Below are 22,204 nucleotides of genomic sequence, written 5' to 3'. Positions count from 1 at the left end.
ATTAAATTTGAGGTGAATTATGAAAGATATTCCAGTTAAAATTCAGTTAGATATTATAACATTCCAACTAAAAAAACATCATAATTTTGATTGGCTTACAAAACTAGGTACAGTATTTGCGGTTTTTGACCAACAAGATTCCGGTAATATAAGTTTTGGTGTTGAAAAGAATGGGAAAAAGAACTTTATAAAATATGCAGGGGCACAAACACTCGCATATAATGCTTCTACAAATGAAGCTATACAAAGATTAAAAAGCTCAGTTACAATATACAATGAATTAAAACACGTTTCTCTTATAAATTTAATTGATCACTACCCTGTACAGCATGGATATGTTTTAATTTTCGATTGGTTTGACGGTGAATGTCTTCACTCGCACTGGAGTTTCCCACCCCCAGCAAAATATAATGATCCTAACTCACCATTTTATAAATATAAAAAATTATCCGTTAAAAATAGGCTAGTTTCATTAAATTCTATTTTTAATTTCCATACTTACGTTGAACACAAAAACTATGTAGCTATTGATTTTTATGACGGTAGTATTTTGTACAACTTTAAAACTAATGAAACAAAAATTTGTGATATTGATTTATACAGTAACAAACCGTATGTAAATAAGATGGGACGAATGTGGGGGTCATCTCGTTTTATGTCACCTGAAGAGTTTCAACTTAATGCTATGATAGACGGGAAAACTAATGTATTTAATATGGGGGCTATAGCTTTCGCATTATTAGGTGGCGGGCAAGATCGTTCCTTTATGAAATGGGAAGCTAGTGCAGGCTTATATGAAGTAGCATACCGTGCTGTAAATGAAAATCGTAGTGAGCGCTATGCGTCAATGGAAGAGTTTAATAATGCATGGTTAAAAGCCTATAACACTGAAAATCTATAAAAACTAAATACATTGTAAAAGTACATGTAAAACTTGTACTTTTATAATGTATAATACATATGGGATTGAAATTCAGGATAACGGGGCATGTATTATGAACTTTGTTTACATTAATCAAAATGTTTTAAATAATCTTCTTTATATTTTAAGCAGTATATTTGTTTTTTATTTTATTTATGATAGTGGGTACTTCGGGAAGAAATATAAGAAACTACTTATCATTCTTTGTACGAGTATCCCACTAATTTTATGTATGCGGTACCCCATCTATATGGATGAAAATTATATTCACGATTTAAGACAAATCCCCTTTTTAATTGGTACACTTTATGGTGGATTTCCAGTCGGTATTGCATTACTCATGATTTTATTAATAATACGTTTTATGTTTTATGGTTTTAGCCTGTTAACAATCATTGTTTATGGAACGATGTTAATAATTACAGCATTCGCATCATCAAAATTTAATACATACAATAGGAAAATAAAAGTAACTTCATCTATGTTTTTAACTTTTTTCCTTGCAATATTTACAACAGTAATTGTTTTAACTCTATCAGATTTTGAAGTGAATAATTTGTACATTATTTATTTCATTCTATTACCAACTATTTTAATATTATTTATGGTCTATTTTAATGAGGTTTTAAAAGATGCAATATTTATGCGATCAAAATTAATAAAAGTTGAAAAAATGGAGATTGTCAGCCAACTCGCTGCAAGTATTTCACATGAAGTAAGGAATCCATTGACTGTTGTAAAAGGATTTACACAACTTTTAAAAACACCCAATATAACTCAACAATCCAAAGATGAGTATATTGAACATATTCTTGAAGAGTTAAATCGTGCACAAGCAATTATTGATGATTACTTAACTTTTGCCAAACCGGCTTCAGAAAAACTAGATCATATTTCAGTGGAGCACGAGTTAAATCGAGTTATTAATATGATGTTGCCTTTTTGTAACATGAATAATATTAATATTACAAAAGAGTTCTCAGAGGGAACAATTATTGGTAATACACAGCACTTCCATCAATGTTTTTTAAATTTAATAAAAAACAGTATAGAAGCAATGCCATGTGGCGGTAATCTAATTATTTCTGCAACTGTTAGCAATAATAAGGTCATAATAAGGATTCAAGATAGTGGAGTTGGAATGTCGCAAGAGCAAATTAATCGATTTGGCGAACCATATTTTAGTACAAAAACGAAAGGTACTGGTTTAGGTACGATGGTTGCTGTTAAAATTATTGAAACGATGCGAGGCAGTTTAAAAATCCGAAGTATCGTTAATAAAGGAACTACTTTAACTATTACATTCCCAAAATATAATAATGAGAGCACGTTGCATAATAAATAAAAAAGGAGCATAATGGCTCCTTTTTTATTTCGATACAAAAAGTATCTGCTATGTTTTTTTAATTTACATTTAGAAGAGACTAATTAGAAATTAGTACCCTTAGCTCCAACAGCTACATCCAACAATAATTAATAAAATAAATAACACAACTAATAAAGCGAAACCTCCACCAAAACCACAAGAACCGCCGAAACTCATATTTTTTCCTCCTTTTGGTTTGAAAACTAATAGGTAGTTGATCATTTTAACTGGTTCGTATTATACAGTATGTATATCTCCCTTTTTTGAGCATGTCTTCATAAAAATTAGTAAAAGCACTCTATTGAGAGTGCTTTAAAATGGGTACCAGAAGCTTTGGAATACATTCAGCTTTAAGTAAACTGCAATAATCAAAATGATAATACCAACAAAAAGTGTGATGTAATCCTCCTTTTGTGCGTCTTTTGCATAGTACCACGTTCGTTTATCCTTTTTTCCAAAACCTCTTAAATCCATTGCATTTGAAACAGTATCAATCCTTTCTAATGAATGAATAATAAGTGGCCAAAAAATTAAAACACGGTTTTTCATACGAATCCACAAGCTCGCTTCTCCTTTTTCAAAAGGTACGCCTCTTGCTTCCTGCGCGTGTCTAATGATTATATATTCAGATTGAATACTTGGTATATAACGCAGTGCAATATTTATTGCATATGTAATTTTATAAGGAACAGCAAATTTATTTAAGCTGCTTACAAATTCACTTGGATGAGTTGTATAAATAAAAAGAAGTGTAAATGGTAATAACGTAAAATATTTCAATGAAAGTGTAGCTGCATAAAATAAAGTTTCATATGTAATTGTTGCATAACCTATATAAAAAAAAGAGGTATACGATCCCGTTAATTCCGATCCATGGGTGGGCGTAATGAAAAGAATCATAACGGAATTTAATAAACTAAATGTAAATATAACGCTGAAAATAACTATAATTTTACGCAATTGAATTTTTGCAATTAAGAGGCCGATACATCCAATAATAAATAAAATTAGCAATATACGAAAATCAAAAAATAAAAAAGTAAGTGTCATACAAAATATAAATAAAGATAATTTAATTGCACCATCCATACGATACAAATACGTATTATGCATATTCCTCCCTCCTATTAGCTTCAATATAAAGTTTCACAAATGCTTCTGGAGTTGGAATTCCGCTTAATTTAGCTAGTTTTATTAATGAAATCTCCCGTAGATTAGCTCTTTGTAACGTTCCTTTATCCCCTAAAACAGCAGATACAGTATTGTCCGCAATAATTTTCCCTTCATGCAGAACTACCGCTCGATCTGCATATTCTAAAGCAAGATTCATATCGTGTGTGATAATAATAAAGGATATGCCCCTTTCAGCCAGTTTTCTAATAAACGACATAAACTGTTTGTAATGGTAATAATCTTGTCCAGCTGTCGGCTCATCTAATACAATAAGTTTTGGGTTTGTTATAAGTACAGATGCAATAGTAAGCCTCTTTTTTTGTCCATAGCTTAATGCCTGAATTGGCCAGTTACGAAATGGATATAACCCACAAATTTTTAAAGATTTTTCGACTCTTGTCTCAATCTCATCTTTAGAAACCTTTTTTAATTTTAATGAATATGAAACCTCTTCTAAAACAGTAGGCTGTGTAATCATTTGATTTGGGTTTTGCATAACGTAAGAAATAACTTCCCCGCGTTTACGAATAGACCAACAATTTATATTTTCTCCATCGAATGTTATTCTCCCATTCTTTGTTTTATTTATTCCTATAAGAGTATGAGCTAATGTCGATTTCCCTGCTCCATTATGACCCAATAACGCTACTATTTCTCCCTCTCCTATTGAAAGGTTGATATCTTCTAAGGCTGTATGTTTGTTATTGTACGTAAATGATAAATTTTCTATCTTGCATAAAGCTTTTTTAATATATTTGTTTTTTGATGAAACTTGCTTATGCATCCAGTTCTTTAATAGGCTATGAACGCCTGCATTACGAAGATTTTCAATTGGAAATACCCTAACATTATTACTATCAAAATTTAATTTCTTTAGCGCCTCTATATAAATAGGTTCTCTTAGTCCGATATTTGGTAATATATTAGAATTTAAAATACTATCCGGTGAACCAACGGCAATAACTTCTCCCTCATCCATTAAAATAATTTTATCTAAATCAAGGTTTAAAATTTCTTCTATTCGATGTTCAATAATTACAATTGTTTTATTATATTTCTCATGTATATTTTTAATGAGTTCTATTGTATTCAAACTACATGCAGGATCCAAATTAGCTAACGGTTCATCAAATAATAATATATCGGCATTTGTCGTTAGCAGACCTGCAAGAGAGACTGTCTGTTTTTGACCTCCTGATAATTCATGCGGACTTTGTGTATGAAAGTCCTGCATGCTTACCTTTTTTAAAGAATCCGTAACAATCTTTTTCATTTCTATTTGATTTACACAATCGTTTTCTAATGCAAATGCTACATCCTCTTCGACAGTAAGGCCTATAAATTGTGAATCTTGATCTTGTAATATTGTCCCTACGTGTTTACTCTGTTCAAAAACACTACCTTTTCTCGGATCCTTTCCAGCTATTAAAATGTTACCGGTACTTATCCCTTCGTAAGAAAATTGGATTAGCCCATTTATACAATGAGCTAATGTTGACTTACCTGAACCACTTCGTCCAGCGATAAGTACCTTTTCCCCAGGATATATTTGAAATGTAATATCTTTTAAAGTAGGCTGCGTGGTATGCCTATATTGAAAGGTAAATTGTTCAAAAGAAATAATTGGTTGCATGTATTCATCCCTACTTTTCAATTTTTAAATGTGTATGTTTCTTATTTGATTTCGCTAGACTGATCGTGATTGGTAAGCCAAGAACTAAAAATACGATAACGTCTGCAATTGTTGCGCCTAGTACTTGTATAACTATTTTGTCAAACGGTTCTCCCATCACAATAATATCGAATGCTCCAGCAAATATAATTGCTATGACAATACCAATTAACCCTGCAATTGCAAAATAAGAAATATCACGGTTATTATACGTTCCATGTTTTACACTAAAACCAACTCTTTTTTGTATGAGTCCCATTGCTAAACCAATAATACCTGAACTAATAACCCATCCCCACCAAATACCCCAACCAGCGATCGTATCTGTAACGGTATGACCGATGAGTCCTATTAAAAGTCCTGCTACCGGGCCAAATAACGCTCCAAAAACTGTTAAAATAGCCAATGCGGGTTTAATAAATGTATTCGGTGCGATAGAAAATCCCCAAAGCCCTAATACCCCGTATAGAGCTGCTCCAATTCCAATAGCTACTACTAGCTTTGTCGTTAATTTGTTCATTACAATTCCCCTCTCGTATTATTCAACTTTTAATACTCTATATTTATTTTGAAAAGGAATTATGCATCGACACTTCCTTTCTATACAACAAAAAATGACCTCTTAAATAAGAGGTCATTTTCTTTCACGTACAAGAATCCCCTTATCTTTCAAAAGACACATAGTGTCCTCTGCGGAATTAGCACCTTCCTATGTAATTACATAGGGGTTGCTGAGGCTTCAAAGGGCCGTTCCCTCTACCTCTCTGGATAAGTATGTATTTGTAATCTGTATTATGGCACTAACAATAAATAATTTCAATACTTTTCTTACTATTTTTATTTTTTGATAAATAGTTCATTTAAATCATTGTATTCTCATCGGAATTATGAAATAATAAATTCAAAATTGTTACGGGAGGAATGCATGATGAAAGTAATTGGCTTAATTGGCGGACTAAGTTGGGAATCAACATCGTTATATTATAAACATATTAATACACTAACTCTCTCTCAATATGATCAAAATGCGAAGCTTGTTTTATATAGTATGGACTTTGGTGAAGTAACTACATTATTACAAAATCATCAATATGAAGAAGTGAAAAATGAATTAGTCGCAGTAGCAAAAAAAGTAGAACACTCTGGAGCTGAATGTTTACTAATGTGTTCTAATACTGTACATCTATTTGCTGAGGAAGTAGAACAAGCAATATCAATCCCACTTCTTCATATCGGTGATGTAAGTGCTAAAGAAATGGTAGAACAGAATATAAAACGGATCGGATTATTAGGAACGAAACAAACAATGGAAGAAGATTTTTATACATCACGACTAGCAAAATATAACATTGAGACAATCATCCCAAATGACGAAGAAAGAACTTTTATCCATCACGTCATATTAAATGAATTAAGTAGAGGAATTATTTCAGAAACATCAAAAGAAAAACTAATACAAATTACCAATTCATTAATTAATAATGGGGCTGAAGGAATTCTACTTGGCTGTACGGAAATTCCTTTGCTCATTTCCCAAAATGATCTATCTGTTCCTGTTTTTGATACTGCTTATTTACATGCGAATACTGCTGTACAATTTGCTGGATAATAATATAAAAGCATACAGGTAGAGCCTATATGCTTTTATATTATCCGAGCTATTTATTTAAAAGAGCATCAATAACTGCAATGGCTCTTTTGGAACCACCACACTCTAAAAAACTTTCATTCAGTTTTTGAATGCCATGTTTATACTTTTTATTTGAAAGAACGTCTGTTACCGCCTTTTTTAAAGTTTGCACATTAACATGCTCTTTCAATAATCTATGTGCTGCCTCAAGCTCAGTTAATCTTTGCGCTATCATAGGTTGATCTTTATCATGCGGTATTATCACAAATGGGACATTATAATGGATTGCATCGTGCACACTATTCATTCCACCATGTGTAATAAAAACATCTGCTTCACTTAATATTTCTGATTGAGGTACGTAAGGGGTTATAATAAAGTTGTCTGGCGCTTGCTTAATTTTTGAAATATCATTTCTATCACCAATCGCCATTACTACAATCCCTTCGAAATTTGAAAAAGCATCAATACAAGTATTAAAAAATGGTTCGATCCCTTCGAGAAGTGTTCCCATTGAAATATAAATAACTTTCTTTTTTGAAAGCAATTCAAGTGGAAACTTTACATTTGTTTTGCGCTTTATAATACTCGGTCCAATAAAAACATTGTTTTCTCCGAACGAATCGCTATTAGGTTGAAAATAACGACTTGTATACACGAGACTAATATCTCCCTTATTATGCATAAATTGAAGATTATTTTTGGGCTTTACTCCAAATTCATGTTCCATTTGATACAGTAACTTTTCAGAGAGTTCATCGGGTTGGAATTGTATTTCTGCATTTGGATGAAAAGGCAAGGTTTCCAATAATACTGGTGGAATTAAAAATATAGGAGAGGAAACTATGCCTGGAACTTGTAAATATTCCTTTACTAACTCTCCAGCACCAAATATATCATAAACTATGAAATCAAAATTAATGCTTTTACATAATCGTTTCGTAATTTCTAATATGTATAAAGAAGTTTGAACATGTACATGAAAGAAAGTTTTTAATCCATATGAAGTTTCATTATCAATAGAAATCTCCTTTAATAAATCCGGATGAGTATGTACAATGGCTCCCAAAACTTCAAGCCTTTCCTTAAAGCTTTCCGTTGTAATATAGTGTACGTTATCACCTCTTTCAGTAAAGGCCTTTACTAAACTTAATGTAGGATTTACATGTCCCTCTGCAGGGAAATTAACTATTAAAATATTCATCACTTATTTCTCACTCCTACAATTCAATGTTCTTATTAATCGTACTGTTATTATTACAAGCAATCTTCCCTTAATAGTCCCAATATACTTACTACTTTAGGTTGATAAATAATTATCAGACATTGAAAAAGGCATCTACATAAAATGTAGATGCCTAACTGTGATAAGGAGTGTTCTGTGAGGTTAGGATAAGCTTTTCTGCTTGTCCTATGCTATCAATATATGATTTATTTTATAAAACGTGCATATCTAATAGAATTATTTTAATCAGTTTATTTGATCAAATGGATAATATACCATTTTCACTTTACCTATTATATTTGACTCATCAATTAGTCCAAGCGTATTCCTACTATCTTTACTATGATTTCGATTATCACCTAACACAAATAATTTATGCGTGGGAACTTTCATTTCTCTACAGTTTGAAAAACGATTTGATACTTGTGACATATCTAACTGTATATACGACTCATCACGCTTTTTACCGTTAATATATACCTCATCGTCTCTTAATTACATGTTATTCCCCGGTAATCCAATAATTCGTTTCACGTAGTATGTAGCCGAGTCTTCTTTTTTTATTATTACAACATCACCATGATGAAAAGAAGAAAAATAGATGCTAGCCTTATTAACAAGTATGCGATTATTCTCATTCAAAGTAGGTTGCATCGAAATTCCTTCTACCATACAAAATAAAAATGACTTATTAATAAAAATAATTCCTATTATAATTAAAATATAGCTACATATTTTTCTCCGATCTTTTAGAATCAATTGCTTCATATATACCTCATTTCTAATCTATTCGTATGTAAAAAACGTCTCTAGTTCATATAATTGCTAGAGACGTTTCGTATATTTTAATTCTCTTTAGAGTCATCTGTTTTTGGTGCTTCGCCAGTTAATCGCTTATTTTTTAATTCAAAATAAGCATCTAAAACTTCTTTTCCAATATCAGAGTTAATACCAGATTTATCATTAATAACCCACGGCACAACTACAGAGAATGCTACTTCAGGATTATCATACGGCGCATATCCTGCTAACGTTAAATTATAACATTCCCTTCGCTCACCTTTTTCATTTCTTCCAATATCACTTTCTCCACCGTATACTGTCTGTGCTGTCCCTGTTTTACCTGCTGGCTTATAAGATGCTTTTTGGAACGCCCTTACTCCTGTTCCATCACCTTCTTGGAATACCCTTCTAAATCCTTCTTTTACTTGATTTATATATTCCTCTTTCATATCTATCTTATTTAAAACGATTGGTTCTACTGCATGCACCACTTTACCAATCTCATCTTTTTGCGACGTTTGCTCTCTTACCTCTTGAACAATTTGTGGCTTCATTCGATATCCACCGTTTGCGATTGTTGAAATATACTGTACAAGCTGAAGTGGCGTATAGGTGTCATACTGGCCAATTGAGTAGTCTAGTAAAAAACCAGGTTGATTATCTTTTTTACCAATTTGTCCAGCTGTTTCATTCGGTAAATCAATACCCGTTGGAACACCTAATCCAAATTGCCTGAAATAATACCTCATTTTATCAAAGTACTCCTGTTTAATATTTAATGAACTATTTTTCACATAATCTACACCTGCAATTTTTAATGCTGTATTAAACATATAAACGTTAGAAGAAACTTGTAAAGCTCTTAGATCATCAATATTCCCGAAATCTTTCCAAGACTTTTTCTCCTTAGTTCCTTTAAACTTCATAGGCGCATCATAAAAGTAAGTACCTGGTGTTATAGCTTTCGTTTCGAAACCAGTCAATATTGTCGCACCTTTAACTGTTGATCCAAGCTCATATGAACTTGTCATCGTACCTAAAGCATAATCTTCAACTTCTGTTTTCCCATCTTTTTCTACTAATTTTTTCCCTGCCATTGATAATACTTGACCATTTTTCGGATTTATCATTACAACGAAAGCACGGTCCAACATCGATTCTGAACCTTTATAGGCCTTTAATATTTTTTCTATGCTCTCTTCTACTTTTTTCTGTAATTCCATATCTATTGTTAAAGTTAAATTCTTACCGCTCTTTCCCTCAGAAACGGTTTCCGTTCTAATTGTATTACCTTGTTTATCTGCAACGCTTCTTACTTCTTTTTTTGTACCATGAAGTACATCTTCATATTGCTGCTCGATATAACTTTTTCCAACCCTATCATTTCGGCTATAATCACGTACCAAGTAGTAATCTAATCGTTCACTTGGTAATCCTTCATCGGAATTAGAAACATTTCCAAGAACAGATCGGAATAATCCATCATTTACATACACTCTCTCCCAATCCACCGATACGTCTACACCTGGGAGATTCGCTAAACCTTCACTAATTATAGTAAATTCCTTTTCACTAACATCTTTTTTAATAATTTGAGGTGCCATTTGATAACCTGAAGTCATCTTACTTTTAATAGCTAACACTTTTATATCTTTCTCTGTTAATTCCTGAAGATTTTTATCTGTAACCCGTTTTCTTTTTAACTCTTCTATTTTTTTATCTAGCTTCTTGCCGCTAATATCCTTTTCTCTAAATGTATCTATTTCTTTTTTCGATACTAGATTTTCAGCCAGTTGCGGATTTAATTGCATCCAAAAATCTTTCTTATCTGTCTCATTTAACTTATCTATATCTTCTTGCGGCATTTCAATTATGTCTACAAGTTGTCTTGCAGTTTTTAATATATCTTCTGATTTTACACCTTTCATCTTTGTGTACGTGATCGTGCGTAAAGATGTATTATCAACAACTGGATTCCCTTCTCGATCAAATATTTTCCCACGTGGGACAGATAGGCTCACAGTTGCATTTTCTCTCTTTTCTACTTCATTTTTATAAGTCTCTCCATCGAAAATTTGCACTTTACCTAACTGTATAATCATTGCAGAAAATAATAAAAATACACATAGAAATAAAATATTTAACCGCATCGGTATTGCTCTACCACTTTTTTTCACTTGCTTTTTCACCTTGTCATAATCTCCTCCTTACAGTATTTCTAATAATAATTGAATCTATATATTAAAAGTAGTGCACATTTTCTATACAGTACTTTGTACAAATATTAATATACTGATAAAAACTTAATAGAAATTAAAACAAAGGTTAAGAAAAGGTAAAGTTTACTAAATTAAATATAAAAATACCCAATGAAAAAAGTTTAGCTTTTTTCATTGGGTATTTAATCATTTATTTAAGAGTTAATACTAGAACGTATCGATATACATTTATCATCACAATTTGATAGAGATTGTTTACTCTGAATTTTCGGCAAGTAAATAGTTACAGTTGTCCCGACGCCAACCTCACTCATTATACTTATTGTTCCTTGATGACCTTCAATTATTTTATAACTTAACATCAATCCAATACCGGTACCTTTTTCTTTCGTACTATAGAAAGGTTCACCTAATCTTTTAATTCTTTCTTCAGGTATTCCTATTCCTTCATCTATTACACTAATAATGACACCTTTTTTATGTATTTCTTTTATATGGATTGAAATTTTCCCGCCATCTAGCATTGCTTCAATTGAATTTTGCAAAATATTAATAAATACTTGTTTCAATTGATTTTCTGAGCATTCAATGATTATCTCTTTGGAATCTGTAAATAGTTCAACTTGAATATTTGTCATGATTGCTTTTGTATTAATTAATGATACGACATTTTTAAAAATTTGATAAATATTTTTCTTTTCTGTATTTATTTCATCAGTTTTAGCAATCGACAAAAACTCTTGGAGGATTGCTTCTATTCTTTCTATTTCGGAAAGCATAAGATCAAAATATTTTTCTTGATCTTCTTTATTAATTTGGAATAACTGTATAAATCCTTTAATTACAGTTAATGGGTTTCTCACTTCATGAGCTACACCGGCTGCTAATTGACCAATTGCCGCAAGTGTATCTGATTTATTTAGCAATTCTTCTGCCTTTTTCCGCTCTGTGATATCGCGTACAATGATCATAATTTTATCTTGTAATAATGGTAAACATCTAGCTTCAAAGAAATCGATACTTCCATTAATTGTTAGAATATATTCTACAATTACATTCTTTCCTTCTTCTTTCAATTGGCGAATTGCTTCTTGAAATTGCTGTGCTACTGGAGACGGTAATATTTCGTAAAACTTTTTTCCCATAAAAGCTTCTGCAGGTACGTAAAATTTTGTAGGGGATCCTGCTTTATAATCTATAATTGTCCCATCATCTTCTGTTAAAAAACATAAATCTGGTAAAGCTTTAAAAATTAATTCTAATTCAGACGTTTGTTGTTTTAATTGCTCTTCTATCGCTTTTAAATGTGTAATATCTACCCCAACAGCCCAGTAACTAAATCCTGTTACAGGAAACTGTTCTGATATATTGGACCACATTATCGTTTTAATTTCACCATTTTTACATGTTAAACTCATTTCCCAATCTCTAAAATTTTTTCCACGAGTCAAAAATTTATTTTGTATTTGATGGCGATAATTATGGTCAGGATACAGTAATTGAAGAGCGTTTGGATTCCCAATTATTTCTTCAGCAGTATAACCTGTTACAATCTCGCATTCTCGATTCCATAAAACAAAATCTCCATTATAGTCAAGCGCATCAACCATAACAGGCATGTTTTGTAAGATCGTATGTAGTTCTTCCTCTTTTCGAGAAAGTAACGATGTATTTTTACTTTGAACTGCTTTTTTCATCCCAGTTATAATGAGGTTAGAAAGCATTTCAAAATATTTTTGGCAATTGAAAATTTCGCTTCGTTTGGACCATACAATAAAAGATCCTAAATATTGATTGTATAAGAAAAGGGGGATTTCAATTTTGGGAAGTTTACATACTTTCATTTCATTAATTCCAAATGAAAATATACATTCGTTTTCAGCATCAAGAAGTTGATGTGATATGTTGGTTAATTTATAAAATTGTTCTGCCATGGTTTCTATTGTACTCACATCAATAAGTTCCATTAGCCGCGCATCCATTCCTTTTTCACCTCGATATGTAAAAATTATACAAATTCAAAATTCATACTTCTTCATTATACGAAGAAAGTGCTCCTAGGTATATAGCTGTAGAATAATTATTCGAACAAATTCTATTTTTCAATTAAAAACAGAAAATAATATGGGAGTGTTACGCGCTGCTAACAGCACTATAAAAATACAATAAACATAAAGTTCACAATTTTTTCATAATTTTCATGAAAAATATAAACATTTATTCCAATATATTCTATATAATTAGGTGTAATAAGGCTTCTATGAATCACATAGAATACCTTACCCCTAATAAAAAGAAAAAAGAATCTATTTGGATTCTTTTTTCTTTTTTTATTACATTACATATTTATATAAAGCATGTGCGACACCATGTTCTTCATTTGTTAACGTTTCGTATTGACACATCGCTTTTATTTCTTCAACTGCATTTCCCATTGCAATTGATATATTTGCTCTCTCCATCATAGAAACATCATTTAGGCCATCACCTATTGCTACAGTGTTTTCAACTGGAATATTAAGATGTTCTGCTAAAGTATATAATCCATTTCCTTTTTGAGCATCTCGATGATTAATCTCTAAATTATGCCAATAGGAAGATGTAATAGCTAAATCTGTATTATGCAGAAACGTTTCTTTTAATTTTTTTAATTTCTCTATGTCATAAGAAAACGGTAAAAGTTTATGCACATGTATATCAGTTTCTACAATTGGTTTACAACTTTCTGTACTATGAAATGCTGTATGTTCAAGATATAATGCTGCAATCGTTTCTAACTCTTTCAAATCGAAATTTTCTTTTGCATTCCTCACATACTCGATTTCATTACGTACACTCTCTACTCCATAATCCGGTACATACACACCTTTATTAGTATAAAGCTGATAATACAAGCCATTCTCTTCAAGATATTCTACAATCTCAAGTGCCTGCATATTTTGAATTGGATATCTCTTCATCATTTTTTTATCTTTATATATAAGGGCACCATTTTCCGCGATAATCGGACACTCCAAATCAACTTCTAACAATAGTCGTTCAATATCCACAATAGAACGTCCAGTACAAATTGCTACAACATGGCCTGCTTCCTGACATTTTCGAATTGCTTCTGCATTTTCTTTACTTATCATTTTATTACCGGAAAGAAGGGTTCCATCTAAGTCAATTGCTATTAATTTCATTATTTCTTCACCACTTTCTATAAATACACGAGATCTATTTAACAAAAAGGTATCGTTTTCATATTGAGCTCGTTAAGTACTTCTTATTTATAATTTATGAAAAGCGTTTCAGGTCAAGAAATAATTAAAAATAAAATCAAAAGCTTTTCTCTTTAAAGAAAAGCTTTTGATTTTAAACTATGAACTATAATTAATATATTTTGTCTCACACATATACACATTCTTTTCTTCAGTTGGGACATATACTTTAAACTTTTCTAAACGTTTTCCGTAAATATGAATCGTGACAACGCTTTCACATTCAGCTATTTTAAGAATATGACAATCAGCTGGTGGAATGACTTTATCTGTTTCTCCTTCTCCCAAATAAAGATTTCCTGTATGGGTTAAATAAACAAGTGAATTTTCAAGTTGCTTAGTTTGTATAAAGTTCTTCACCATTATCCTTCCTGAAAAAACGCCTTCTACTCCCCATGTACCATCATGATCATGTAAAGGTGTAGATTGTCCATCTTTCCATACAAGAGCTAATACTTCAAATCGCTTTAAAGGATCTTCATATAACAAGTGTCGTGCATATTGGGCCGAATTCGCCTTCTGTTTTTCTAGCGGAAGCCATGTTTTTTTTTCTAAAAGTTCTTCTAGTAATTTTTCAATCGCACAAACAATTTGATCTTCTAATAAATTACTATCAATTAAATCCGTTACAGCTTTAATAAATGTTTGAAACGTTTTACTTCCATTACACGTTAACATAAGCATCCTCCTCCACTCTTCTTTCACACACTTCCATACTAAATAGACCACTAAAAATTTACAATTGAGAAATAAAAAAACAAGGTACAGTAATTTTGTACCTTGTTGAACGTTTTACCTAGTTTTCAAAAGAATAGGTAAGTATTTTAATGTTTGTTCATTTTCTAATATACATTTTTCTAAATTGAACGATGGAGATAACTCTATTTTTTCAAAGGCATTTATAAAGGTAGTTAATGCAATCTCAGCTTCTAAACGTGCAAGTGGCGCCCCTAAGCAAAAATGAGGACCTTTACGAAAGGTTAAATGCTTTTCATTTCCTATTCTGTGTAAATTAAATTTAGAAGCTTGTAAGAACTTTTTCTCATCTAAATTTGCTGCACTAACCCACGCAACAATCATTTGATCCTTTTTCATAAAAGGTCCAAATATATTTGTGTCCGCTGTAATCCTCCTAGCTAATGTAATGGGAAAGCGATAGCGTAAAACTTCCTCAATCGCTTTTGAAATTAACGTAGGTTCTTTTCTTAACTCTTCATATATTCCAGGTGAATCTACTAAAAAGCAATAAAAGCTGTTAATAATTAAATTTGTAGTTGTTTCATTACCTGCTATTCAATCTTTACATGTTAGCTCATCTTTTATTACAGAAGTCATTGAATTTAGTAAATCACGTATTGAACATGAATTGCTCTGGATTGCATCACTTATGAAGAAAATATGAAAAAATAAAAAGAAAAGTTAAAAACAATGAATGAAAATGAGATTTATTATCAATACTATAATTAATAAAAGGGCAACCACGATTTGGCTACCCTTCAAAAATTTATACTTCTGGATCAAAAGTTTTGCAATCTGTTTCTTCAGTTGTAGATGCATGTTTACCTTTATGACTTACTACATAAATTGCATCTGCACTACATTTATTGCCGTTAGCCCAAAATTTACAGTTGTTTACTTCACATAAAACGTCTTGTGCCATAGTATCACACCTCCTTGTTCTATTATCATTAACAAAATTCGGAGGTATGATACTCTTTGTCATGCATTTTTTATTACCTTTTTAACTTTCTTAATGGTTCAATATCTCCTTGTACAATAGCATCTATATTTTCGGTTATTTTTTCAATGTCAAAATGCCACCATTGAATTTGCAATAATTCTTCTATTATTGTATTTGTGAATCGTTCCTTTATTTTATTTGCAGGGTTTCCGCCAACAATTGTATATGGTACGACATCTCTAGTCACAACAGATTTTGCTGCAATGATTGCACCATCCCCTATTTTTATTCCAGGCATAATCGTTGTATCCATACCAATCCATACGTCATTTCCTATAACTGTATCCCCTTTGTAAGGTAAATCAGACAAATTAGGTGTATACTTCTCCCACCCATTCCCAAATATATTAAATGGATATGCCGAAAATCCATCCATCCGGTGATTCGCTCCGTTCATAATAAAGGTAACTCCATTTGCAATACAACAAAACTTTCCAATAGTAAGATGATCTCCAAGAAATTCATAATGATGTAATACTCGATCTTCAAATGTTTCTCCATCTTTCGCATCATAATAAGAATAGTCACCAACAAATATATTAGATTTCGTTATTGTATTTTTTATAAAATGAACGTTTTGATTTCCTTCAATAGGGTATTTAACATTTGGATTAGGATTCATGTTGCACAGCACTTCCTTTACCATTCATTTCACTTTCTACTGCTATTACTGGCTTTAAATTGTATATAGGCAAAATAAACAATAATCCAATAACAAATAGTAGAGCCGTCCCCTCATACATCGTACCTAATGAAAACATCTCCTTTAATGAACCAGCTATACTCATCGTTACTACCATTGAACCGGTGAATAGTGGACTTAAAATGCCATTTACTCTACCAATAAAATCCGTATCACTATTTTGTATAATAAGTGTATTTATCCCTATTTGAATACAAGGTAGGGCTAAACCACTGAAAAGTTGTGCTGTAAGTGTCACCCATAAATTTGTAGAGTAGCCTATAATAGCAATTCCAATTGCCTGACCAAGCATACCTACAATTAACATTTTTTGCGGAGCAACGTTTTTCGCAAATACCATCGCTAGAGCTCCGCCAACAATCATCCCCGCACCATTTACTGTTAGTAACCATTGTAAACTCTCTTTTGATAACCCTAACTGCTCAGTCACAATAAAGATGCCTAGTGGCTGAATTAAACCTATACCTAGTCCTGCTGCCATAAAACAAAACCCTAGCAAAGTTAATGCTTTTTTCTTTTTTACATATTTAATACCATCCAGCATTTCCTGTAACAGCGTAATTTCTTTCTTCTCATTATCATTCTCAAGATCTTTCGGAAGAAATAACAACACAGCTGCTGCAAGTAAAAAAGCGATACCTGTTATGATGATTGAAATATAAATTCCAAAACTATGAAAAATAAATGTTCCAAGAATCGGTCCTAACACCATAAAAATCGCAAATATTGTTTGATATATAGACATCGCTAATTGAATTTGTTCCGTTGATAAATGCTGTTTAAACAACTTCATACCGGATGGTTGAGAAAACTGCGAAAGGATTGCAGAAATAAGCGTCACAAAAAACACGATTTTCCACGTTCCAAACATAAGAGTAATTAATACAGCGAATACGGAAATAGAACTTAACGTCTCACACCATATCATTGTCTTCTTTGGCTTCCACCTATCAGCAAAAGTTCCACCAATGAATGAGAAAATAAAAATGGGAGCAAATTCAGCAACCGAAATCATCGAAATAGCAAAAGCATCACCTTTCGTCATTTCCATAACATAAAGTAATATCGCAAAGTTACGAACCCAAATTCCAACTTGTAAAAATAATGCTGATGCTAGAATCCCTTGCACAAATCGATTTTTTAATACTTGTGATACCCCATGATTTTGTTTCGTTTCTGCAGTCGTCGACATAAAAAAGCCTCCTATTTCGTGTTCTGAACAGGAGGCAGCACAAATCATATGAAAAGACTATATATTCGCAGTGCGAAACACATCCCTTTTCTATACATGCACATACTAATCCTATTCAGAAGAATATTTCGTTTTTTAACGAAGATCTCTTACAAATAGAATTAGTTGATCATTGGGATGTTTTCACCCTTCCGTTTCGAATTTAAATAACACATACATACTCTATGTTAATCATTTGTCGTGTATGCATGTCTCAATATAACTATTCTAAAAAGACAATGGTAATTCCTCTAAAGAACGCATTAAATAATTACCTTGCCAATTAATTTTTTCACGCTCACCTTTTATTTGTAACGATGGCATTCTTTTAAACAGAGCAGTAATAGCAATCTTTGCTTCCAACCTAGCAAGTGGAGCTCCTAAACAGAAATGGCTACCATGTCCAAAAGCAATGTGACGGTTATTCTCACGCATAATATCAAATACTTCTGGGTTTTCAAATACTGTTTCATCACGGTTTGCTGAAGCTAATGCGATAATAACCATATCTCCTTTTTGGATTGTTTGGTCATGAATTTGAAACGGCTCAGCCGCCCATCTTGCAGTCGTCACCTCAACTGGAGAATAATAACGCAATCCTTCCTCAATAGCTGAATCAATTAATTCCGGATTTTCTTTTAATAACTGTAATTGCTTCGGATTTTCAAGAAGTGCTAATACCGTATTTGTTATTAAATTCACTGTCGTCTCGTGTCCGGCTACAATTAATAACATGATCATTGAATATAGCTCTCGAGCACTAAGTTTATGCCCTTCATTTTCTGCAAGTATTAACGCACTAACCAAATCTTCTTTTGGATTTTTTCGTTTTACATCAACTATATATTGGAGATATGTAATAAACTCAGATAGTTGTTTTTCGGTTTCTTTTATTTCTTCAGGTGTTTCTGGCGATGCAATGACAGCATGAGACCAAATTCTAAATTTCGCTTGATCCTCTTTTGGAATTCCAAGCATCTCACTTATTACAATAATCGGTAATGGGAATGAATAATCATCCACAAGATTTAATGTACCTTTTCGCTCTATTTCACTTATTAAATCATCCGCTATTCTCTGAATTCTTCCGTCTAATTGTGAAATCATCTTCGGTGTAAAAGCTTTTTGAACTAAAGATCGCAAACGACTGTGGTTAGGTGGGTCCGAATTTAACATGTGCGTTGTTAAATGATCACTATTGTCAACGGAAAGATGCATGTTCTTTGTATCTTGAGGAAACACATTTGCCTGATCTTTTTTTAAGCGATTATCTTTTAAAAGCGGCAGAGCATCTTCATATCTTGTAATGAGCCATTCTTTACCGATTTCAATTTGATTTACAAATAATATAGGCTGTACTTTTCTCGATTCTTTATAAATTTCATAAGCATCTTCTTTAAACTGAGCAGAAGCTAAATTAATGCCATCCTCTATTTTTCGGCCAACCTTATTTTTTATTGACATTACATTCCCTCACTCTCAATTATTTGTGTAAATCAACCTAACATTTGAATTATACTTCAATAAAAACTAGAAAATTGTAAATTTTTAATTAAAATCTTACTTCGTATATTGAAAAATAAAAAAGTGAGAGAGTAAAATTATGCTACTCTCTCACTTCCTATTATGCGAAGCACATAAAATTACTAATTTGTTGATATCGATAACTTACTTTACGACGACGACCACCTTGCCAAGTGTAACCTGAAACCCCGCTTCTTCTTACCTCGGTTGGAAAGAACCATAAATCTCTTCCGAAAGGACCAGGTCGATGTAAACGTAAATAGCCCCATCTTCCTAGACAGTTACACATCCAAGATTTCATATTGCCTGCTTGTGCTGGAGAAGCAAATGTGGACGGTAACGACGGAGCTTGTGACGGTGGTGGTGACGTTGGAGCATCTTCCGCATCATCTGGTCTATAGTCTTCTTGTTCAATATCTCTCACTTCATTTGTAGATTCATAACCGTAGTTTTGTGGATTATAATACATCTCTTGATCATATGGATAGTTTTGTTGGTTATACATAATAACCCATCACCTTCTTTTCATTTGTTTCTTTTAACATTCATATGTGATACGCCATTCATAGGAAGCTTATGTATAGCCTAAATTCATCTAAAAAAAGCTCGTATTTTTAAAATACGAGCTTTTTTATAAACAAAATATGTTTTTTATTTTATTAACTTCACACTATAAAAACGCATTTGATCTAACGAACCTTCATATTCAAATACCTCTTGCTTAATTAATTCTTTCAAGCGATATTCCAAAAACGTATCCCCAACCAATTGATCCGCAAGTCCAAGTGCTTCACCTATTACTCTCGGAGCTTTATGAAATTCTTTATCTGCTCCTACATTTTTCGCACACTCAATAATGAATTGATCAAAATAATCTTCTTGTACAGAATGCACTTCATCGTCTTTCCAAACTCTTAAAAACTCCGTGCTTTGCGATAATCTATCCCACTCATGTGCAAACTTCATTCGCTTCTCTTCAGTTAAATACGGAAATTCCACAAAACTTTTTTGGAAAAGAGCTAAACTTTCAGGAGATAATTCTCCAGTTCCACGGATATCATAATCTTGTTTTAATATTTCTCTACTCGCTTCAGAAGTATTCATAACACGAATATTTTTCTTATCTTTTAATTGCGCAATTGCAAAACAAAGCCCTACGTGCTCATGGGCATTATCCGCCTTCCAAACGGTAATCGGTGTTTCATTCGGAATTGAATGTAGCTCTTCTAAAGTCTCCTTAAATCTTGGTAAATACTCTTCTTCAAAATAACAATCATAAGAAGTTAAGTTATTTAATAACCACTGTGCCCTTGCTAATTGACCTTCATTCGTATGTAATTGATGTATGGGACCAATTGAAAAGAATTCAGAGTATGAAACAACACTCTCCTCGTGTAATCCTTCTTGTTTCAACATATATTTTAAACATCCGGCAGTTGAATCATCAAAGGCAATATGAATGTGTGTGCTTTCTTCTAAATTTTTTCCCTGAGTTGTATGACTCGTCAATTGCTTAGGGATACTCGTTAAATTTTTTATCATATCTTCGCTATAATTCCCGTCTAATACATCTAACTGTATTAGAATACTTTGAAGTAAATGTTTTGCTTCATCTTCATACATATCCTCTACAACATTTTTAATTTTATCTATCATATAAATCCCTCTATTCATTTCTAAAATAACGTAGATTATAGTGTATCATTTTAGCCCAGATGTTTAAAAGTCTTTTTAAATTACACAGATTGCTGCAGCCATCTAAGTTTTTAACAAAAGCTTTCTCTATGTTCCTCTCAATCTATAGATCTATAATATTTTTTTCTTCCTCCTTATTTATCTCCCAAAATCACATTAGTTGCTAAATAATTTTTAAACACTTTGTAAATCTTTTTATTTAAATGTATAATTATATAGAAAATAAAAAATACAGGAGCAATATTAATGGCGAAAGTACTTACTAATTATAAACATTATTTAAAAAATTGGAGATTTATATTTATTTGTATATTACCTGCTGTCGCTTTATTGTATACATTCGATGTCATCTTTGAACTACTGTGTCACCAAAATTTCTATTTGTCTAATTTAATTATTGCTATCATATTAATCTTAATATTTATTAACGTTAAAGAAAACTATAATTGAAACGAAACCGTTGTGAAGCTACATTTTTCATAAAAAATTAGAGCACCCTGCTATTGGATGCCCTAATGTGATTAGAGGTTTTTTCTGAGTATTTAGTAGGACACGAAGATCTTGTCCTATTACATACTATATGCTTATACTTATTACATTGTGCACTAGAAAGCACAATGTCTAGATGCCAAATAGATACATACACATTGGAGTAACTAACACGCTAGAAAAGACCTTTCTATATCCATTCATTCTTAATAGCCTACATTATTACTAATAAAATTTTCTCATACTTTCATTGTACAATTTCTTTATTTATAAACAAAAAACATCCCCATGGATGTTTTTTATCTAATTACCTTTAAACTTCCATAAATTTAGCAGGTACACCAATTTTTTCAACTACAGAAGATATATTAGTAGGGTTAATCATTACATTTTCAATACAAACTAATTTATTTTCTAATAATCCATTCTCTGTAGTAATAAACTCTTCAAATCGTTCTAAAGTCATTGAGAATTTGTGCTCACTTCCACCATTCATACTGACTTTTACATACTTCATAGTGTCACCGCCTCTCTTAATTATCTATAATTCGCTAAAAATACGCTTACA

General features: G+C 31.9%; 20 protein-coding genes, 3 pseudogenes and 1 riboswitch. Of the genes and pseudogenes, 5 read left to right on the top strand and 18 right to left on the bottom strand.

What is annotated here, in order from left to right:
* Positions 1-19 precede the first annotated feature (19 nt).
* Together B5P40_RS21310 and B5P40_RS21305 are read left to right on the top strand one after the other, a co-directional pair.
* The gene (locus B5P40_RS21310; RefSeq protein WP_078176621.1) at positions 20-901 is read left to right on the top strand and encodes a protein kinase family protein; all 882 of its coding nucleotides are present in this window, start codon (positions 20-22) and stop codon (positions 899-901) included.
* A gap of 46 nt (positions 902-947) precedes the next feature.
* Positions 948-2,267, top strand: coding sequence for a sensor histidine kinase (locus B5P40_RS21305; RefSeq protein ID WP_078176622.1), 1,320 nt, complete (start codon positions 948-950; stop codon positions 2,265-2,267).
* 99 nt (positions 2,268-2,366) lie between these two features.
* Here the strand turns inward: B5P40_RS21305 and B5P40_RS21300 are convergent, their stop codons facing one another.
* From B5P40_RS21300 to B5P40_RS21285, 4 genes are all read right to left on the bottom strand, one after another.
* Positions 2,367-2,465, bottom strand: coding sequence for a YjcZ family sporulation protein (locus tag B5P40_RS21300; RefSeq protein WP_000007808.1), 99 nt, complete (start codon positions 2,463-2,465; stop codon positions 2,367-2,369).
* Between the two features lie 135 nt (positions 2,466-2,600).
* Entirely contained in the window at positions 2,601-3,401 is an 801-nt protein-coding gene (locus B5P40_RS21295; protein WP_002189766.1) for an energy-coupling factor transporter transmembrane component T family protein, read from the bottom strand.
* Positions 3,394-5,094, bottom strand: a complete 1,701-nt coding sequence (locus B5P40_RS21290) for an ABC transporter ATP-binding protein (RefSeq protein ID WP_113709817.1) — start codon at positions 5,092-5,094, stop codon at positions 3,394-3,396. Before B5P40_RS21290 ends, B5P40_RS21295 begins: the two co-directional genes overlap by 8 nt.
* 10 nt (positions 5,095-5,104) lie before the next feature.
* Positions 5,105-5,653, bottom strand: coding sequence for an ECF-type riboflavin transporter substrate-binding protein (locus B5P40_RS21285; protein WP_113709816.1), 549 nt, complete (start codon positions 5,651-5,653; stop codon positions 5,105-5,107).
* Between the two features lie 139 nt (positions 5,654-5,792).
* Positions 5,793-5,908, bottom strand: a riboswitch (SAM riboswitch).
* A 150-nt stretch (positions 5,909-6,058) separates the two neighbouring features.
* Between B5P40_RS21285 and B5P40_RS21280 the strand changes: the two genes are divergently transcribed.
* Complete coding sequence (locus B5P40_RS21280; RefSeq protein ID WP_002127641.1) at positions 6,059-6,742, top strand: aspartate/glutamate racemase family protein; 684 nt, start codon at positions 6,059-6,061, stop codon at positions 6,740-6,742.
* 49 nt (positions 6,743-6,791) lie between these two features.
* Here the strand turns inward: B5P40_RS21280 and B5P40_RS21275 are convergent, their stop codons facing one another.
* The 7 genes and pseudogenes from B5P40_RS21275 to B5P40_RS21245 all read right to left on the bottom strand — a co-directional run.
* Positions 6,792-7,970: a macrolide family glycosyltransferase gene (locus B5P40_RS21275; RefSeq protein WP_061675530.1), complete on the bottom strand. Its 1,179-nt coding sequence runs from the start codon at positions 7,968-7,970 to the stop codon at positions 6,792-6,794.
* Between the two features lie 264 nt (positions 7,971-8,234).
* Positions 8,235-8,756, bottom strand: a pseudogene (gene lepB, locus B5P40_RS21270) (signal peptidase I).
* Positions 8,757-8,833: 77 nt separating this feature from the next.
* Complete coding sequence (locus B5P40_RS21265; RefSeq protein ID WP_088291866.1) at positions 8,834-10,960, bottom strand: peptidoglycan D,D-transpeptidase FtsI family protein; 2,127 nt, start codon at positions 10,958-10,960, stop codon at positions 8,834-8,836.
* A gap of 224 nt (positions 10,961-11,184) precedes the next feature.
* Positions 11,185-12,972 (bottom strand): PAS domain-containing sensor histidine kinase, encoded by a 1,788-nt coding sequence (locus tag B5P40_RS21260; RefSeq protein WP_113709815.1) that lies wholly within the window; start codon positions 12,970-12,972, stop codon positions 11,185-11,187.
* Positions 12,973-13,323: 351 nt separating this feature from the next.
* Positions 13,324-14,175, bottom strand: coding sequence for a Cof-type HAD-IIB family hydrolase (locus B5P40_RS21255; protein WP_113709814.1), 852 nt, complete (start codon positions 14,173-14,175; stop codon positions 13,324-13,326).
* 177 nt (positions 14,176-14,352) lie between these two features.
* A complete protein-coding gene (locus tag B5P40_RS21250) occupies positions 14,353-14,931 on the bottom strand; it encodes a cysteine dioxygenase family protein (protein ID WP_113709813.1) in 579 nt (192 codons plus the stop codon).
* A 114-nt stretch (positions 14,932-15,045) separates the two neighbouring features.
* Positions 15,046-15,543, bottom strand: a pseudogene (locus B5P40_RS21245) (cytochrome P450); the annotation flags it as partial.
* On the opposite strand from B5P40_RS21245, the pseudogene B5P40_RS21240 reads away from it, so the two are divergent.
* Positions 15,536-15,655, top strand: a pseudogene (locus B5P40_RS21240) (PadR family transcriptional regulator); the annotation flags it as partial. The pseudogenes B5P40_RS21245 and B5P40_RS21240 sit on opposite strands and share 8 nt — an antisense overlap.
* A 102-nt stretch (positions 15,656-15,757) precedes the next feature.
* Here the strand turns inward: B5P40_RS21240 and B5P40_RS21235 are convergent.
* From B5P40_RS21235 to B5P40_RS21205, 6 genes are all read right to left on the bottom strand, one after another.
* The gene (locus tag B5P40_RS21235) at positions 15,758-15,913 is read right to left on the bottom strand and encodes a DUF1540 domain-containing protein (protein WP_000046089.1); all 156 of its coding nucleotides are present in this window, start codon (positions 15,911-15,913) and stop codon (positions 15,758-15,760) included.
* 73 nt (positions 15,914-15,986) lie between these two features.
* Positions 15,987-16,616, bottom strand: a complete 630-nt coding sequence (locus tag B5P40_RS21230) for a Vat family streptogramin A O-acetyltransferase (protein ID WP_113709812.1) — start codon at positions 16,614-16,616, stop codon at positions 15,987-15,989.
* The gene (locus B5P40_RS21225; protein WP_113709811.1) at positions 16,606-17,889 is read right to left on the bottom strand and encodes an MFS transporter; all 1,284 of its coding nucleotides are present in this window, start codon (positions 17,887-17,889) and stop codon (positions 16,606-16,608) included. The genes B5P40_RS21230 and B5P40_RS21225 overlap by 11 nt, the downstream gene beginning before the upstream one ends.
* A gap of 267 nt (positions 17,890-18,156) precedes the next feature.
* The gene (locus B5P40_RS21215; protein ID WP_061675033.1) at positions 18,157-19,392 is read right to left on the bottom strand and encodes a cytochrome P450 family protein; all 1,236 of its coding nucleotides are present in this window, start codon (positions 19,390-19,392) and stop codon (positions 18,157-18,159) included.
* Positions 19,393-19,552: 160 nt separating this feature from the next.
* Positions 19,553-19,957: a hypothetical protein gene (locus B5P40_RS21210; protein WP_002032464.1), complete on the bottom strand. Its 405-nt coding sequence runs from the start codon at positions 19,955-19,957 to the stop codon at positions 19,553-19,555.
* Between the two features lie 146 nt (positions 19,958-20,103).
* Entirely contained in the window at positions 20,104-21,108 is a 1,005-nt protein-coding gene (locus B5P40_RS21205) for a DUF1835 domain-containing protein (protein WP_113709810.1), read from the bottom strand.
* 285 nt (positions 21,109-21,393) lie between these two features.
* Here B5P40_RS21205 and B5P40_RS21200 point away from each other — a divergent pair, with 285 nt between their 5' ends.
* On the top strand, positions 21,394-21,597 hold the full coding sequence (locus tag B5P40_RS21200) for a hypothetical protein (protein ID WP_002085221.1): 204 nt from the start codon (positions 21,394-21,396) through the stop codon (positions 21,595-21,597).
* Positions 21,598-21,949: 352 nt separating this feature from the next.
* On the opposite strand, the gene B5P40_RS21195 is transcribed toward B5P40_RS21200, so the two are convergent.
* Positions 21,950-22,153, bottom strand: coding sequence for a hypothetical protein (locus B5P40_RS21195; RefSeq protein WP_002085220.1), 204 nt, complete (start codon positions 22,151-22,153; stop codon positions 21,950-21,952).
* Positions 22,154-22,204 lie beyond the last annotated feature (51 nt).

The sequence above is a fragment of the Bacillus sp. SRB_8 genome (assembly GCF_003264205.1).
Taxonomy (GTDB): Bacteria; Bacillota; Bacilli; order Bacillales; family Bacillaceae_G; genus Bacillus_A; species Bacillus_A mycoides.
This window is presented reverse-complemented; position numbering and strand designations above follow the sequence as displayed.

What these genes read in the sequence shown, in the direction of transcription:
- B5P40_RS21205 (WP_113709810.1), bottom strand. Translation starts at nt 21,108, where the DNA reads ATGATAGATAAAATTAAAAATGTTGTAGAGGATATGTATGAAGATGAA.
- B5P40_RS21310 (WP_078176621.1), top strand. Translation starts at nt 20, where the DNA reads ATGAAAGATATTCCAGTTAAAATTCAGTTAGATATTATAACATTCCAA.
- B5P40_RS21195 (WP_002085220.1), bottom strand. Translation starts at nt 22,153, where the DNA reads ATGAAGTATGTAAAAGTCAGTATGAATGGTGGAAGTGAGCACAAATTC.
- B5P40_RS21290 (WP_113709817.1), bottom strand. Translation starts at nt 5,094, where the DNA reads ATGCAACCAATTATTTCTTTTGAACAATTTACCTTTCAATATAGGCAT.
- B5P40_RS21295 (WP_002189766.1), bottom strand. Translation starts at nt 3,401, where the DNA reads ATGCATAATACGTATTTGTATCGTATGGATGGTGCAATTAAATTATCT.
- B5P40_RS21305 (WP_078176622.1), top strand. Translation starts at nt 948, where the DNA reads ATGTATAATACATATGGGATTGAAATTCAGGATAACGGGGCATGTATT.
- B5P40_RS21215 (WP_061675033.1), bottom strand. Translation starts at nt 19,392, where the DNA reads ATGTCAATAAAAAATAAGGTTGGCCGAAAAATAGAGGATGGCATTAAT.
- B5P40_RS21250 (WP_113709813.1), bottom strand. Translation starts at nt 14,931, where the DNA reads ATGTTAACGTGTAATGGAAGTAAAACGTTTCAAACATTTATTAAAGCT.
- B5P40_RS21235 (WP_000046089.1), bottom strand. Translation starts at nt 15,913, where the DNA reads ATGGCACAAGACGTTTTATGTGAAGTAAACAACTGTAAATTTTGGGCT.
- B5P40_RS21210 (WP_002032464.1), bottom strand. Translation starts at nt 19,957, where the DNA reads ATGTATAACCAACAAAACTATCCATATGATCAAGAGATGTATTATAAT.
- B5P40_RS21255 (WP_113709814.1), bottom strand. Translation starts at nt 14,175, where the DNA reads ATGAAATTAATAGCAATTGACTTAGATGGAACCCTTCTTTCCGGTAAT.
- B5P40_RS21200 (WP_002085221.1), top strand. Translation starts at nt 21,394, where the DNA reads ATGGCGAAAGTACTTACTAATTATAAACATTATTTAAAAAATTGGAGA.
- B5P40_RS21300 (WP_000007808.1), bottom strand. Translation starts at nt 2,465, where the DNA reads ATGAGTTTCGGCGGTTCTTGTGGTTTTGGTGGAGGTTTCGCTTTATTA.
- B5P40_RS21230 (WP_113709812.1), bottom strand. Translation starts at nt 16,616, where the DNA reads ATGAATCCTAATCCAAATGTTAAATACCCTATTGAAGGAAATCAAAAC.
- B5P40_RS21285 (WP_113709816.1), bottom strand. Translation starts at nt 5,653, where the DNA reads ATGAACAAATTAACGACAAAGCTAGTAGTAGCTATTGGAATTGGAGCA.
- B5P40_RS21280 (WP_002127641.1), top strand. Translation starts at nt 6,059, where the DNA reads ATGATGAAAGTAATTGGCTTAATTGGCGGACTAAGTTGGGAATCAACA.
- B5P40_RS21225 (WP_113709811.1), bottom strand. Translation starts at nt 17,889, where the DNA reads ATGTCGACGACTGCAGAAACGAAACAAAATCATGGGGTATCACAAGTA.
- B5P40_RS21260 (WP_113709815.1), bottom strand. Translation starts at nt 12,972, where the DNA reads ATGGATGCGCGGCTAATGGAACTTATTGATGTGAGTACAATAGAAACC.